The sequence below is a fragment of the Pseudomonas sp. I8001 genome (genome assembly GCF_013385345.1).
GTDB lineage: Bacteria > Pseudomonadota > Gammaproteobacteria > Pseudomonadales > Pseudomonadaceae > Aquipseudomonas.
Window position 1 is genome coordinate 195,233 of the sequence record NZ_JACAQC010000011.1, and the last position, 15,114, is coordinate 210,346.

Annotated in this window: 13 protein-coding genes, 1 pseudogene and 1 riboswitch; of the genes and pseudogenes, 8 read left to right on the forward strand and 6 right to left on the reverse strand. The window is 60.9% G+C overall.

Annotation, left to right across the window (positions count from 1 at the left end; all coding sequences use genetic code 11):
* Nucleotides 1–100: 100 nt before the first annotated feature.
* Nucleotides 101–1,264, reverse strand: coding sequence for a 1-acyl-sn-glycerol-3-phosphate acyltransferase (locus tag HX839_RS11970; RefSeq protein ID WP_029615884.1), 1,164 nt, complete (start codon nucleotides 1,262–1,264; stop codon nucleotides 101–103).
* A 144-nt stretch (nucleotides 1,265–1,408) separates the two neighbouring features.
* Between HX839_RS11970 and HX839_RS11975 the strand changes: the two genes are divergently transcribed.
* Genes HX839_RS11975 through HX839_RS11985 form a run of 3 tightly spaced genes read left to right on the forward strand, consistent with a single transcriptional unit; the run spans nucleotide 1,409 to nucleotide 2,516 of the window.
* Nucleotides 1,409–1,588, forward strand: coding sequence for a CPXCG motif-containing cysteine-rich protein (locus tag HX839_RS11975; protein ID WP_177008734.1), 180 nt, complete (start codon nucleotides 1,409–1,411; stop codon nucleotides 1,586–1,588).
* A gap of 10 nt (nucleotides 1,589–1,598) precedes the next feature.
* A complete protein-coding gene (locus tag HX839_RS11980) occupies nucleotides 1,599–1,859 on the forward strand; it encodes a putative signal transducing protein (protein WP_017477710.1) in 261 nt (86 codons plus the stop codon).
* A 36-nt stretch (nucleotides 1,860–1,895) separates the two neighbouring features.
* A complete protein-coding gene (locus HX839_RS11985) occupies nucleotides 1,896–2,516 on the forward strand; it encodes an SOS response-associated peptidase (protein WP_003216163.1) in 621 nt (206 codons plus the stop codon).
* A gap of 133 nt (nucleotides 2,517–2,649) precedes the next feature.
* Here HX839_RS11985 and HX839_RS31835 read toward each other — a convergent pair whose 3' ends face one another.
* On the reverse strand, nucleotides 2,650–3,492 hold the full coding sequence (locus tag HX839_RS31835; protein ID WP_371132336.1) for a methyl-accepting chemotaxis protein: 843 nt from the start codon (nucleotides 3,490–3,492) through the stop codon (nucleotides 2,650–2,652).
* A gap of 15 nt (nucleotides 3,493–3,507) precedes the next feature.
* Nucleotides 3,508–4,788, reverse strand: a pseudogene (locus tag HX839_RS31840) (HAMP domain-containing protein); the annotation flags it as partial.
* A 252-nt stretch (nucleotides 4,789–5,040) separates the two neighbouring features.
* On the opposite strand from HX839_RS31840, the gene HX839_RS11995 reads away from it, so the two are divergent.
* Complete coding sequence (locus HX839_RS11995; RefSeq protein WP_003216165.1) at nucleotides 5,041–5,859, forward strand: M48 family metallopeptidase; 819 nt, start codon at nucleotides 5,041–5,043, stop codon at nucleotides 5,857–5,859.
* Between the two features lie 160 nt (nucleotides 5,860–6,019).
* On the opposite strand, the gene HX839_RS12000 is transcribed toward HX839_RS11995, so the two are convergent.
* The 3 genes from HX839_RS12000 to HX839_RS12010 all read right to left on the reverse strand — a co-directional run bounded on the left by HX839_RS12000 (nucleotide 6,020) and on the right by HX839_RS12010 (nucleotide 8,858).
* Nucleotides 6,020–6,604: a TMEM165/GDT1 family protein gene (locus HX839_RS12000; RefSeq protein ID WP_003216166.1), complete on the reverse strand. Its 585-nt coding sequence runs from the start codon at nucleotides 6,602–6,604 to the stop codon at nucleotides 6,020–6,022.
* A gap of 88 nt (nucleotides 6,605–6,692) precedes the next feature.
* A riboswitch (yybP-ykoY riboswitch) is annotated at nucleotides 6,693–6,812 on the reverse strand.
* A gap of 51 nt (nucleotides 6,813–6,863) precedes the next feature.
* Nucleotides 6,864–7,862, reverse strand: a complete 999-nt coding sequence (locus HX839_RS12005) for a class I SAM-dependent methyltransferase (protein WP_008434258.1) — start codon at nucleotides 7,860–7,862, stop codon at nucleotides 6,864–6,866.
* Nucleotides 7,863–7,892: 30 nt separating this feature from the next.
* On the reverse strand, nucleotides 7,893–8,858 hold the full coding sequence (locus HX839_RS12010; protein ID WP_102604708.1) for a 2-hydroxyacid dehydrogenase: 966 nt from the start codon (nucleotides 8,856–8,858) through the stop codon (nucleotides 7,893–7,895).
* A gap of 84 nt (nucleotides 8,859–8,942) precedes the next feature.
* Here HX839_RS12010 and HX839_RS12015 point away from each other — a divergent pair, with 84 nt between their 5' ends.
* From HX839_RS12015 to HX839_RS12030, 4 genes are all read left to right on the forward strand, one after another.
* Nucleotides 8,943–9,575, forward strand: a complete 633-nt coding sequence (locus HX839_RS12015) for a LysE family translocator (RefSeq protein WP_003216169.1) — start codon at nucleotides 8,943–8,945, stop codon at nucleotides 9,573–9,575.
* Nucleotides 9,576–9,706: 131 nt separating this feature from the next.
* Nucleotides 9,707–11,389: a fatty acid--CoA ligase gene (locus HX839_RS12020; protein ID WP_134327311.1), complete on the forward strand. Its 1,683-nt coding sequence runs from the start codon at nucleotides 9,707–9,709 to the stop codon at nucleotides 11,387–11,389.
* Between the two features lie 331 nt (nucleotides 11,390–11,720).
* Nucleotides 11,721–13,583 carry a DUF1302 domain-containing protein gene (locus HX839_RS12025; protein WP_177067077.1) on the forward strand — a complete coding sequence of 621 codons (1,863 nt, stop codon included), beginning with the start codon at nucleotides 11,721–11,723 and terminating at the stop codon, nucleotides 13,581–13,583.
* 43 nt (nucleotides 13,584–13,626) lie between these two features.
* Nucleotides 13,627–14,991, forward strand: a complete 1,365-nt coding sequence (locus HX839_RS12030; protein WP_003216172.1) for a DUF1329 domain-containing protein — start codon at nucleotides 13,627–13,629, stop codon at nucleotides 14,989–14,991.
* Nucleotides 14,992–15,114 lie beyond the last annotated feature (123 nt).

The window sequence follows — 15,114 nt, forward strand, 5'->3', positions numbered from 1 at the left end:
TCGCGAAAGCGCGGTGTCAGTCAATACATGATTGGCTGATCCACCGCCTTCGCGAGCAAGCCCGCTCCCACATTGGGTTTGCGCTGTTGCTGGTACCGGGTTACAGGGCAATCCCGGCCTTGACCCGGTACTGATTCCTCACCGGCGTCGCGTATTGCAACACCAGATACGGCCGATGCTCGGCCGGGCACGCATTCAAGCGCCGCTCCCACTCTGCCTTCGCCTTGGCCAACTCGTCCGCCGGGAATACCTCGGCTGCGGTCGGTACCTGCAATTGCGGATCGGCATCGCTCCATTGGGCGTACGCCAGGTAATGCACCGGGAACAACCGATAACCGCCCAGGATCTGCCGGTCCATTTCGATCGCCAACAGCTTGGTGTCTTCGAACGCCTCGGTGATCGGCGGCGCGAAGTTGACGTGTACCCGGCCCTTGTAGCCGGTGATGCCCAGGGCAATGCTCACGTCATCTTCCCCCGGCGCCTTGCTGTAGGTGCCGGTGGTGGCGCGGATGTACAGCTCGCGGGCCTTGGCTGCGTCGCACGGGTCGTATTCGTAGCTGATGGACACCGGCGTCAGGTTCAGTGACTGGATGACTTCGGCGAACGGCTCGTCCTTGCGGCTCATGTGGAACATCTTGAGGATCGCCGACTCGGTGCGATCATCCCCATCCTTGGCGCGGCCTTCGGCCTGGGCGATCCAGATCGACTGGCAGTCGTTGCGAATCGAATGGTTGATGTAGGCCGACAGCAACTGGTAGGCCGCCATCTTCTCTTTGCGCCCGGTGATCGAGCGGTGCACGATAAAACTCTTGTTCAGGCGCATCAGGTCGCTGACAAACGGCTTTTGCAGCAGGTTGTCGCCGATGGCGATGCGTGGCGTCGGCAGGCCGGCGTGATACACGGCGTAGTTGACGAAGGCCGGGTCCATCACGATGTCGCGGTGGTTGGCCAGGAACAGGTAGGCGCTGCCGGATTTGAACTGCTCCACGCCGGTATAGGTCACGCCGTCGGTTGCCCGCTCGATGGTGTGGTCGACGTAAAACTCGACTTTGTCCTGCAGCGTGGCCACGGTGGTGACGCCGGCGAACTCACGGCGCAGTTTATGAGCGATCATCGGCTTGAGCAGCCAGCCGAAAGCGCCGGCAAAGCGCGGGAAGCGAAAGTGGGTCAGGATGTCCAGAAAGGCCTTGTCACTGAACAGTCGGGCCAGCACTGCCGGGACTTCGCTGTCGTTGTAAGGTCGGATGGTATCGAATTCGCCCATCATGCTCTCTTGTTAGAAACGGCTAGGGTAAGTAAAGGTTTGGAACAATAAATATCAGGGCGTGGTCCGGGCAATTGGCCGGGACGAAAAATAGCCCTGTAAATAGACCGGCGATTATACGCACAAGTCACCTTGGAGACCGCGATGGAAGAGGAGTCGTACGAATGTCCTTATTGTGGGGAGGTTGTCACGGCGTTACTGGACCTGTCCGGGGGTGATCAGGAATATATAGAAGACTGCCCGGTGTGCTGCCGGCCCATTGTTTTCGAGCTGCAGGTTCATGACGACGAATGGATGCTCAACGTGCGCAGCGAGAACGAATAAAGGTACGCCCATGCAGCGAATCTACGAGCCGGAAAACCTGATGGAAGGCGAGCTGCTGCAAGGCATGCTCGAAAGCGAGGGCATCACCGCGCACCTGGTGGGGCGCGATTTGCTCGGGGGTACCGGCGAACTGCCGATCTATGGCCTGCTGGCGCTGGCGGTGGAGAACGACCAGGCCGCCTACGCCCGCGAGCTGATCACTGCCTACAACGGTGCGCAGCCGCTGCCCGGTGATGAACCCGACAGCTTTCCCGACGTGCTGGTCTGTTAGGCTGTCGGCCAGTTTCTCCAAGAGTCGTGTTGCCCCATGTGTGGACGTTATGCCCTGTTTCGCTGGAACCCCGCGTTTGCTGCCTTGCCGGGCTTCCCGGCCGACCAGCAGGCCCAGTGGAACATCTCTCCCAATGACTCGGTGCTGATCCAGCGCCTGAGCGACGGCCAGCACACCCTGGCGCGGGCGCGCTGGGGCCTGACGCCGCCCTGGCTGACCGATCTCTCTCGTACACCGGCCCATGCCCGGGCGGAAACCCTTGCCGAACAGCCGATGTTTCGCGAAGCGTTTCGCCAGCGCCGCTGCCTGCTGCCGGCCAATGGTTTCTACGAATGGCGCGGCACCCAGCGCAAGCGCCCGTACTGGCTGACGCCGGGGGAGGGCAGCACGCTGTTCTTTGCCGCGATCTGGGAGGCGTATCCGGTGCAGGAGCAGGTTTGGTTGAGTACGGCGGTGGTGACCCAGGCGGCGCAGAGTCAACGCCGACCGTTGATTCTGGATGCGGCGGGGCAGGCAGCCTGGCTGAACCCCGAGACGCCGCTGCACACCTTGCAGGCCTTGTTGGCCAGTGAACCCACCGCGTTGCGCGAGCGGGTGCTGGCCAATATGGTCAACGATCCGAAGCTGAATGGACCGGAGTGCCTGACGCCGGGTTGAGCGTTGTGTTGAATCGGCCGGCCTCTTCGCGAGCAAGCCCGCTCCCACATTTGATTGCATTTCAACTGAAGGAATGCGATCGAATGCGGGAGCGGGCTTGCTCGCGAAGGCGCCCGAAAGGGCGCCGCTTGACTCAAACCTTGAATTGATTGATCAACCGCCGCTGCTGCTCCGCCAGCTTGGTCAGGTCTGCGCTGGCCGCGCTCGACTCATCCGCTCCGCCGGCCACTTCATTGGCCACCTGTCCGATATTGATCACGTTACGGTTAATGTCCTCGGCCACCGCGCTCTGTTCCTCGGCGGCGCTGGCGATCTGGGTGTTCATGTCGTTGATCACCGACACCGCCCGGGTAATGGTCTCCAGCGCCTGAGCCGCCTTGGCCGCGTGCTGCACGCTTTCATCGGTGCGGTTCTGGCTGTCTTCCATCACTCGCACCACGTCGCGGGTGCCCTGCTGCAGTTGCTGGATCATGGCCTGGATTTCTTCGGTGGCCTTCTGGGTCTTCTGCGCGAGGTTGCGCACCTCGTCGGCCACCACCGCAAACCCGCGTCCCTGTTCTCCGGCCCGTGCGGCTTCAATTGCTGCGTTGAGCGCCAGCAGGTTGGTCTGCTCGGCAATCCCGCGAATCGCCGTAAGGATGGCATTGATGTTCTCGCTGTCCTTGGCCAGCGCCTGCACCACACCGACCGCCTTGCCGATTTCCTCGGCGAGGGCGCCGATGGAGGTGGAGGTGTCGCGCACAATCTGCATGCCCTGGCTCGCCGCTTGATCAGCGTGGCTGGCGGCCTGTGCGGCCTGGGTGGCGTTGCGCGCCACGTCCTGTGCGGTCGCGGTCATCTCGTGCACGGCGGTAGCCACCTGGTCGATCTCGACCATTTGCTTGTGCACGCCCTGGTTGGTACGAATCGCTATGTCGGCGGTGTGCTCCGACGAGTCGCTGACCTTCTGCACCGAACTCACCACCTGGGTAATCATCCCCTGCAACTTGGCCAGGAATGTATTGAAGCCGCTGGCAATCGCCCCCAGTTCGTCGGCGCGATCACTGGTCAGGCGCCGGGTCAGGTCGCCTTCGCCCTGGGCGATGTCATTGAGCATCGCCACCATTTGCTTGAGCGGCCGGGCAATGCCGTGGCCCACCAGCCAGATCACCAGCAAGCCGATGCCGGCGATCAGCAGCCCGGCCACGGCCATGCCGAAAATATCGGTTTTGCGCTGGGCGTCGAGGTCGTGTTGCATCGCCTGCAAGTCCGCCATCACCGCGCTCAAGGGCAGTTGCAGCAACAGGGTCCAGCGGGCATCGGTCTGGCCGATGTTGAACGGCAGGAACAACTCGATATGCCCGTGTTCCTTATCCACGTCGTAACGCACTTCGCCGATCTTCAGCTGGCCGAGGTTGGCCAGTTCGTTGCTGTCCAGCAGGTCGCTGGCCTTTTCCCCGAGCTTGCTGGCGTCCTTGGTGTAAGCCACCAGGCGACCGTTGCTGGAAATCAGCGCCAGTTCACCAGCACCGTTGTACAAATTCTGATCGGCCTTGGTGAGCATTTCCTGGATGAAGTTCACCGACAGGTCGGCGCCGACGATGCCCTGGAAGGTGCCGTCGATCATGATTGGTTCGATAAACGAGGCGAGCATCACCATCGCATTCCCGACTTTATAAGGGGCCGGATCGATGGCGCAGGGCTTTTTGCTTTCCTTGGAACACAGGTAGTACTCACTGGCGCGCACGCCGGTGGACAGGATGGTCTGGTCGGCCACGTCAGCCAGTTTATCCAGGCCCAGGCTGCCGTCGGCATTGCGGAACCACCACGGCAGGAAGCGGCCGTTGGTTTCGATGCCGACCACCGGGCTGTTGACGTAGGCAGCATCGTTGTGGTCGATGGCGTTGGCTTCCCAGCCTATATAGGCGCCAAGAATCTTCGGGTTACGCACCACGGTTTCGTGGATCAGGTTGATCAGCTGTTCGCGGGAGACCGCCAGTTGCGGGTTGCCGTTGGCGTCTTTCATGCCCATCAGGGCGTTGGCGGTGGCCAGGCCCTTGGCCGTCACCAGAGGCGCTTCGAGTTCGCGCTGGATCAGCGTCGCCTGGGTTTGCGCCAGGGCGGTCAGGCGCTGTTCGATGATTTGTTCGAATTGGCCCTGGGTGCGTTCCTGCACCATCTCCTGGGTGCGCGCCCCGGCGAACAAGGCATACAGCACCAACACCGCCACCACGCTCAGGACAATGGCCCCGGCCAGTGCCGCGACAGAAAATTGAATCGACTTGAACTTCATGACGGCTCCGAACGCAGGGGGAGATTGGCTGCTTGTGTATATCGGCCGCGGGCGGGGGAGACATGAGGGCCATTACCTCAAAATGGCTGTGCCGGATGGGCGAATGTCGTAAATGGAATGGTTGCCAGCGTTTGTGAATTTTTTGCGGCAATGTGGGATGTATCTGAAATCAGGTGGCTATACGTCTGTTGTATCTGGCGTCGATACAATTGGCCGACTACGATACGCGCCATGTTTTCAGGGAGCAGGTTGATGAAAAAGACAGTGGCGGTATGTGCGTTGGGCGCGGCTTTGTTGCTCGCCGGTTGTCAGTCGGTCAACACCACCAGCGGCGGCGCCGTGGGGGTTGAGCGCAAGCAGTACATGTTCAGCATGTTGTCGAGCCAGGAAGTCGACCAGATGTATGCGCAGTCCTACCAGCAGACCCTGGGTGAAGCCAGCGGCAAGGGCCTGGTGGACAAGACCAGCGCCAACGCCAAGCGCGTGCAGGCCATTGCCAACCGCTTGATCGCCCAGGCGCCCACTTTCCGTCCGGATGCGGCGCAGTGGAAGTGGGAAGTGAACCTGATCAAAAGTGACGAGATGAACGCCAACTGCGGGCCTGGCGGCAAGATCTTTGTCTACAGCGCGCTGATCGACAATCTCAAGTTGACCGACGACGAACTCGCCGCCGTGATGGGCCATGAAATTGCCCACGCCTTGCGTGAACACGGCCGCGAAGCCATGTCCAAGGCCTACGGTATCGAAATGGCGAAGCAGGGGGCCGGTGCGTTGTTCGGCCTCGGTCAGGACAGCCTGGCGCTGGCCGATACCGTGGCCAACTACGGCATGACCTTGCCCAACAGCCGCAGCAATGAAAACGAAGCGGACCTGATCGGCCTGGAGTTGTCGGCGCGTGCCGGTTACAACCCGAACGCGGCGATTACCCTGTGGAACAAAATGGCCAAGGCTTCGGAAGGCTCGCCACCTGAATTCATGAGCACCCACCCTGCCTCAGACAGCCGGATCGCCTCGTTGCAGGCGGCGATTCCGAAGGTGATGCCGTTGTATCAGCAGGCGAAAAAATCCTGATTTATAAGGCTGAAATGCAAATCTGACTGTGGGGGCGCGGCTTGTGTGGGAGTCGGGCTTACCCGCGATGCAGGCACCTCGGTGCGTCAGTTGCACCGAGGTGATGCTATCGCAGGCAAGCCAGCTCCCATCAAAGCCCAGCCCTCATATGGGGTTGCGTTTAGATCCAGCCGCTGCTCTGCATGGCCTTGTACACCGCAACAATGGCCAGGATGAAGAATGCCGTAGCCGCCAGTCGACGAATCAGCGTCAGCGGCAATTTGTCCGCGGCAAAATTACCCGCCAGCACCACCGGCACGTTGGCAATCAACATGCCCAGGGTGGTGCCGATAATCACCAGCCACAGTTCCGGGTATTGCGCCGCGAGCATCACGGTAGCGATCTGGGTCTTGTCGCCGATTTCCGCGAGGAAGAACGCGATCAGCGTGGTCAGGAAGGGCCCGAACTTGCGGGAAGTGCTGGCTTCGTCATCGTCGAGCTTGTCGGGCACCAGGGTCCACAGCGCCGTGGCGCAGAAGCTCGCCGCGAGTATCCAGTGCAGCACCGCATCCGAGAAGAAACTCCCGAACCAGGCCCCCACGGCACCGGCGGCCGCATGGTTGGCCAGGGTCGCGGCAACGATGCCGGCGATGATCGGCCAGGGTTTGCGAAAGCGTGCAGCGAGAATGAGTGCGAGCAGTTGCGTCTTGTCGCCAATTTCGGCCAAGGCAACGATTGCAGTAGGGACGAGCAGAGAATCCAGCATCAGGTAAGTTCCAGGGGCGGGTCGACACGGCTATGACACGTACAGCCTTCCCGCCCCGGGTAAGGTGTTCGTGTCATAGGTCTTGTCAAACCCCGGTCCGTCTGTGCGGACTCCTGGGTCGCATACGCCATGGCCTGTTGACCAAGTATGTTGACGTATGCCGGACGAGCGTGGCGCTCGTGGGAGACTACTCCCCTAGGACGGAGCGGATTCTGCCTAGGCAAAATCCATTCGGCAAGCCTTCTTTTGGAAAAAGACCTCAGCCGCGCTTGGCACGGTAAATGCGAAAACCCTGGCCTTCTGCCTTGATTGCGCACACCCCAAGATGCTCTTCAATCAGCGGCTGATACTTCAGGAAGCTGTTGGCGACCAAGCGAAGTTCGCCGCCTTTTGCCAGATGTTTGGCCGCTTTTCGCAGCAGGTTCTCGGTGGCGAAATAATCGGTGTGCACCCCGACGTGGAACGGCGGGTTGCTCAGAATCGCGTTCAGATTCATCGGAGCAGCGTCGATGCCATCACCGGTCAACACCTCGGCTTCCAGGCCATTGGCCGCCAGTGTCAGGCGACTGCTGGCAGCGGCAAAGGCATCCACGTCGAGCATTGTCACCGTGTTATGCGGGTAGCGACGCTTGACCGCTGCCCCGAGCACACCCGCGCCACAACCGAAATCCAGCAAGTGACCGCTCGGCAACTTGTCCAGATGCTCCAGCAGCAATGCGGTACCGCGATCCAGCCGACCGTGGCTGAACACGCCCGGCAGGCTCACCACCTTGAGCGGGCCCTCAGCCAGCGGCACCTCGAACACCTGCGCCAGGCTCTCCAGTTCTACCGGCTCGGGGGCGTTGGCCACCGTCACCAGCCACAACTGGCAGTGCCGCGCGTTGTCGAGCTTGCGCGGCTTGCCGAACGGATTCAGTTGCTTGGCCGCGCTTTCGATGCCGCCTTTCTTCTCCCCCACCAGGTACAACTCCTTGCCGGGCAAACGCGCCGCCACGGCATTGAGCAGGTAGTCGGTGAGGTCCTTGGACTTGGGCAGGAACACCACCGCGGTCTCGAACGAACGCTCGGGCACGTTCACACCGAACTGGCTGCGCTCGGCAAAACGTGCGTCCAGCGCGGCCTGGTCGCCGGCGTGCCAGCTCCAGCCATGGGCATTGGGCAGGCGGCCCAGCAGGTCGTCGGCGGGCAAGCCCACCAGCAGCACGTCGCCTTGAAAAAGTTCGGCCTGGCGAAGCAGTACTTCACTGCGCGGATCCATGGTCTGCTCCTTGAAAAGGGGCGCAGTTTATCAACTGACGACACGCAGCGGGGCGCCGCTGAAAAAGCCCTGAGTGTTTTCGATCAATTGGCCGACGATCCGCTGCCGGGCTTCGCGGCTGCCCCAGGCGTTGTGCGGGGTGACGATCAAGCGCGGGATGTCGCCGGCCAGCAGCGGGTTGCCGTTGACTGGGGGTTCGACACTCAACACATCGGTCGCCGCGCCGCCCAGATGACCGCTGCGCAGGGCATCGGCCAAGGCTTGTTCATTGATCAGACCACCGCGGGCGGTGTTGACGATGAAGGCGCCAGGCTTGAGCAAGGCGAGTTCACGGGCACCGATAAAGTCGCGGGTGTGTTCGTTGAGCGGGCAGTGCAGGGTCAGTGCGTCAACCTGCGCCAGCAACTCGTCCAGCGGTACGCGATCGGCACGGGCCGGACGGCCTGGAATGGCGCCCAGGATCACGCGCATGCCAAAGGCTTCAGCCAGGCGCGCAACGGCACCGCCCAATTCGCCATGGCCCAGCAGCCCGAGGGTTTTGCCTTCCAGCTCGACGATCGGATAGTCCAGCAGGCAGAACTGCTTGGCTTGTTGCCAGTGCCCCGCCTGCACATCCCGTTGATAGTCGTTCAGGCGCGTCGCCAGGTTCAGCAGCAGCATGATCGTATGCTGCGCCACCGATGGCGTGCCGTAACCCTGGCAATTGCTCACGGTAACGCCGTGGGCGCGGGCGGCAGCGAGGTCGACGTTGTTGGTGCCGGTGGCGGTCACCAGGATCAGCTTCAGCTCGGGACAGGCCGCCAGGGTCTCGGCATTCAGCGCGATCTTGTTGCTGATCGCCACCTGCGCGCCTTGCAGGCGTTCGATAATGTTTTCGGGTGTGGTCTGCTGGTGCAGGCTCAGTTCGCTGAAGAGTGCCTGCAACCCGCTGAGGTCCAAGTCCCCGAGGTCCAGGGAAGGGTGATCAAGGAAGACGGCGCGGCGATTGTTCGTCATCAACTGTACCTTTTGCGGCGGGATTCGAAGGCGTAATCTGCCGAGCCTATCAGATGAAATAATCAGTTACTTCCTGGAGTGTGCATGTACCTCACCGAGTTCTTGACCGTGGCACTGATTCACCTGTTGGCGGTGGCCAGCCCTGGCCCGGATTTCGCCGTGGTGGTACGTGAAAGCGTGACCCATGGCCGACGGGCCGGCACCTGGACGGCGTTGGGCGTCGGTTCGGCGATTTTCCTGCACGTGGGGTATTCGCTGCTGGGCATCGGCTTGATCGTGTCCCAGTCCATCGTGCTGTTCAATGCGCTGAAATGGGCGGCGGCGGCCTACCTGCTGTACATCGGCTTCAAGGCCCTGCGCGCCCAGCCGGCCAAGCCTGCCAGTGAAGAAGACCTGCACCTGGAAGCGGGCGAGCGCACCGCCCGCGGTGCGTTTACCTCAGGATTTGTCACCAATGGCTTGAACCCCAAGGCCACGCTGTTCTTCCTGTCGCTGTTCACCGTGGTGATCAATCCCCACACGCCGTTGGCGGTCCAGGCCGGTTACGGCGTGTACCTGGCCGTGGCGACCGCGATCTGGTTTTGCCTGGTGGCCATGCTGTTCAGCCAGCAACGCGTACGCGCCGGTTTTGCACGCATGGGCCACTGGTTCGACCGCACCATGGGCGCGGTGCTGATTGCCATCGGTGTGAAGCTGGCCTTTACCAGCATGAAATAAGCCGGATGCTGGCTCAAAGCTAGCATTTATTGGGTTCTGCAAATCATTCCTTTGGCTGATTTGGCTGAAACATAAGCGCTCTAAAGTGCAGATGTTTCAGCCAAGACCGTGCAGTCAGATAAGGGATTCGTATGTTGCAGACTCGTGTTATCCCGCCCGCCGAAGGCGCCTACCAATACCCGCTGTTGATCAAACGCCTGTTGATGTCCGGGACACGCTACGAGAAGACCCGGGAAATCGTCTACCGCGACCAGTTGCGCTACACCTATCCCACCCTGATCGAGCGTGTCGCCCGCCTGGCCAATGTGCTGACCGAGGCCGGGGTCAAGGCCGGTGACACCGTGGCCGTGATGGACTGGGACAGCCACCGCTACCTGGAATGCATGTTTGCCATTCCGATGATTGGTGCGGTAATCCACACCATCAACGTGCGCCTTTCTCCGGAACAGATTCTGTACACCATGAACCACGCCGAGGACCGCTTTGTACTGGTCAACAGCGAGTTCGTGGGGCTCTACCAGGCCATTGCCGGCCACCTCACCACTGTCGACAAAACCCTGCTGCTCACCGACGGCGCGGACAAAACCGCCGAACTGCCGAACCTGGTGGGTGAGTACGAAACATTACTGGCGGCGGCGAGCCCCCGCTACGACTTCGAGGATTTCGACGAAAACTCCGTCGCCACCACCTTCTACACCACCGGCACCACGGGCAATCCCAAGGGCGTGTACTTCACCCACCGCCAACTGGTGCTGCACACCATGGGCGTGGCGACCATCATGGGCAGCGTCGACAGCGTGCGGCTGTTGGGCACCAACGACGTCTACATGCCGATCACTCCGATGTTCCACGTGCACGCCTGGGGCCTGCCGTATGTGGCGACCATGCTCGGCCTGAAGCAGGTTTATCCAGGCCGCTACGACCCCGAATACCTGGTGGAGCTGTGGCGCAAGGAGAAGGTCACCTTCTCCCATTGTGTGCCGACCATCCTGCAAATGGTGCTCAACGCCAAGGCCGGCCAGGGCGTGGATTTCGGCGGCTGGAAAATCGTCATCGGTGGCAGCGCCCTCAATCGCTCACTGTATGAAGCCTCCAAGGCCCGCGGGATCCAACTGACAGCGGCGTACGGCATGTCCGAGACCGGGCCGCTGGTGTCCTGCGCCCATCTCAATGAAGAACTGATGGCCGGCACCGAAGACGAACGCACCACCTACCGCATCAAGGCCGGCGTGCCCGGCCCATTGGTGGAAGCGGCGATCATCGATGGCGAGGGCAACTTCCTGCCCGCCGACGGTGAATCCCAGGGCGAGCTGGTGCTGCGCGCGCCATGGCTCAGCGAAGGCTATTTCAACGAGCCGCAGAAGGGCGCCGAGCTGTGGGCCGGCGGCTGGATGCACACCGGCGATGTGGCCACCCTCGATGCCTTCGGCGTGATCGATATTCGCGACCGCATCAAGGACGTGATCAAGACCGGCGGCGAGTGGATCTCCTCCCTGGCGCTGGAAGACCTGGTCAGCCGCCACCCGGCGGTACGCGAAGTAGCGGTGGTGGGGATTGCCGACCCGCAGTGGGGCGAACGCCCGTTTGCGTTGCTGGTGGTGCGTGATGGCCATGTGATAGGGGCCAAGGAGCTCAAGGAACATCTCAAGCCATTCGTGGAATTGGGCCACCTGAGCAAGTGGGCGATTCCAAGCCAGATCGCCGTTGTTACGGAAATTCCCAAGACCAGTGTCGGCAAGCTCGACAAAAAACGTATCCGTATCGACATCATCGAATGGCAGGCCAACAACAGCACCTTCCTCTCTACCCTCTGACGCTGCTTGCCGTGCCCTCGCGGGCACGGCAGCGCTCTAGTCCAAGCCTTCACTTGTGATTTGCCAATTTTCAGCCATCCTTCCGTCGCTGACCTTCGTCAGCATGGCGAAAAGGACTGTGGCAGACGGGTTGGTGATGCAAATCACACTTTAGAGGGATCAAGCGGTACCCCCTGCTGGCTATAGTTCATCCCAGAGTTTTTCAAGGTGCGGTGCTGTGAGCCCGGCGGGTTCATGTGTTCGCCCGGCATTGGAATCGTTGTATTCCGGCCGTTACAAGCCCTTGGAAACGACTCACTGCCATAACAATAATGCACATGGAGTAGCGTCGATGATCTCAGCAAACCAGTTCTGGCGCCGGGCAAAACTGCCCTTGGCCGTCAGCCTCGCCTCTACGCTCGCCGGGCCTGCATTCGGCGTCAGTTTCAACATCGGTGAAATCGAAGGCAGCTTTGACTCGTCCCTGTCGGTCGGGGCCAGTTGGTCGACGGCGGGTCGCAATAAAGACCTGATCGGTGCCAACAACGGTGGCAGGGGGTTGTCGCAAACCTCGGATGACGGTCACCTGAACTTCGACAAAGGTGATTCCTTCTCGAAGATCTTCAAAGGCATTCATGACCTTGAGTTGAAATACGGCGACACCGGCGTGTTTGTCCGGGGCAAGTACTGGTATGACTTCAAGCTTAAAGACGACGACCTCGATTTCAAGAACATCAGCGACAACAACCGCCCAACAGGCGCCCGATCTTCTGGCGGGCAGATTCTCGACGCCTTCGTCTACCACAACTACTCGATTGGTGATGAACCGGGTTCCGTACGGTTGGGCAAGCAGGTAGTGAGCTGGGGTGAGAGCACGTTCATTGGTGGCGGTATCAACGCCATCAACCCGATCGACGTGGCTGCATTCCGTCGTCCGGGGGCCGAGATCAAGGAGGGCCTGATTCCGGTCAACATGTTCTACGTGTCGCAAACGCTGACCGACAACCTGTCGGCTGAAGGCTTCTATCAGATCGGTTGGGACAAGACCGTGACCGATAACTGCGGCACGTTTTTCTCGCAGCCCGACATCATTACCACCGGCTGTAACGATAATTTGCGGGTGTTGAACAAGCGTTCCACGATCAACCCGGCCGCTTTGCCGAGCTTGGCCGCCTTGGGCGTCGACGTTAATGACGAGGGCGTCCTGGTGCGCCGCGGTCCGAACCGTAACGCACGTGACGGCGGCCAATACGGCGTCGCAATGCACTACAACTTTGAGCCGCTGGACACCGAGTTCGGCGCCTACTACATGAACTACCACAGCCGTGCGCCGATTTTCAGTGCAACTGGCGCGCCTCAGTCGGTCTACGACAGAGCCAGGCCTTTGGGTCAGGCAGCTGCACTGGTGGTGGCGGGAAACTCGCAATACTTCGTTGAGTATCCGGAAGACATCCACCTCTTTGGCTTGAGTTTCTCCACCACGTTGCCTACCGGCACGGCATGGAGCGGCGAGTTGAGCTACCGGCCCAACGCGCCTGTGCAGTTGAACTCCACCGACATCCTGTTTGCCGGCGTTCGCCCTCTGGGCTTCCCGGTGCTCAAGGATGCTTCGTTGTTAAGCGGTGTACCAGGCCAGGATTTGCATGGTTATCGCCGTAAGGAAATCACTCAACTCCAAACCACGTTCACCCACTTCTTTGACCAGGTCATGGGCGCCAGCCGCCTGACGCTGGTGGGCGAAGTCGGTATGACCTATGTCGGCGGGTTGGAGAGCAAGTCCAAGGTTCGCTATGGCCGTGATCCGGTGTTTGGCCCGGGTACCCTGCCTAACGGCGCGTGTGCGGCATTGAACAACTCTACCGCCCAAGGTGCTGGCCTTCCCAATGCCAACGGCCTGAACACCAGTTGCAACAACGACGGCTTCACTACTGCAACTTCGTGGGGCTACCGTGGCCGTGCGATCTGGGAATACCCGGATGTGTTTGCCGGCGTCAACCTCAAACCCAACGTGGCCTGGTCCCATGACGTTAAGGGTTACTCGCCTGGCCCTGGCGGTAACTTCGAGGAAGGCCGCAAGGCGATCAGCCTCGGGCTGGACGCCGAGTACCAGAACACTTACACCGCGAGCCTGGCCTACACCAACTTCTTTGGTGGCGACTACAGCACCGTGGACGACCGCGACTTTGTCGCCTTGAGCGTCGGCGTGAACTTCTAAGCACACTCTCTTTAAGCAGTATGTTTTAAGGAAGAACCAGAACATGAAAATAACTAAAAATCTGTTGCAGGTGGGTGTGCTGGGGCTGTCGATCATGGCGGGTAGCGTCATGGCGGCGGTCTCGGCGGATGAAGCCGCCAAGCTCGGCACGACCCTGACCCCGATGGGCGCTGAAATGGCCGGTAACGCGGCCGGCACCATCCCTAAATGGTCGCCGCTGCCAACCAACGCCGGTGCCGTGGATGCCCGTGGCTTCCTGGCCAACCCATACGCCAACGAACAACCGCAATTCACCATCACCGCGCAGAACGTCGAGCAGTACAAGGACAAGCTGGCGCCGGGGCAGTACGCGATGTTCAAGCGCTACCCCGACACCTTCAAGATGCCGGTCTACCCGACCCATCGCGGCGCCACGGTGCCAGCTGATGTGTTCGCCGCCATCAAGAAAAACGCCACCAGCACCAACCTGGTGTCCGGCGGCAACGGCCTGGAAAACTTTGAAACCGCCGTACCGTTCCCGATTCCGAAAAGCGGCGTTGAAGTGATCTGGAACCACATCACCCGCTATCGCGGCGGCAGCGTGACCCGCCTGGTGACCCAGGCCACGCCGCAAACCAACGGCTCGTTCAGCCTGGTGTACTTCCGCGATCAGTTCGTGTTCCGCGACAAGATGAAGGACTACGACCCGAAAAACCCGGGCAACATCCTGTTCTACTTCAAGCAGCAAGTGACTGCGCCGGCACGTCTGGCCGGTGGTGTGCTGCTGGTGCACGAAACCCTCGACCAGGTGAAAGAACCCCGTTCGGCGTGGGTCTACAACGCCGGCCAGCGTCGTGTGCGCCGGGCGCCGCAAGTATCGTATGACGGCCCGGGTACCGCCGCCGACGGCCTGCGGACTTCCGACAACCTCGACATGTTCAACGGTGCACCGGACCGCTACGACTGGAAACTGGAAGGCAAGAAGGAACTGTACATCGCCGAAAACAGCTACAAACTCGACGATCCGAAGCTCAAGTATGTGGACATCATCAAGGCCGGCCACATCAACCAGGACCTGGCGCGCTACGAGCTGCGCCGTGTGTGGCATGTGGTTGCAACCCTGAAGGAAGGCCAGCGCCACATTTACGCCAAGCGTGACTTCTTCATCGACGAAGACACCTGGCAAGCCGCGGTCATCGACCACTACGACGGTCGTGGCCAGCTGTGGCGCGTGGCTGAAGCCCATGCCGAGAACTACTACGACAAGCAAGTGCCGTGGTACGCCCTCGAAACCCTCTACGACCTGCAGTCCGGCCGCTACCTGGCACTGGGCATGAAGAACGAAGAGAAACAGGCCTATGACTTCGGTTTCACCGCCACCACCAGCGACTTCACCCCGGCGGCCCTGCGCCAGGATGGTGTTCGCTAACTTGCTGTAAACGAGGCCGCATCCTCGAAGAAGCCCCGACTGGTTCGGGGCTTTTTTTTGCCGGACCACTGTGGCGAGGGCTTGCTCCCGCAGGGCTGCGTAGCAGCCCCAAAAACGGGAGCG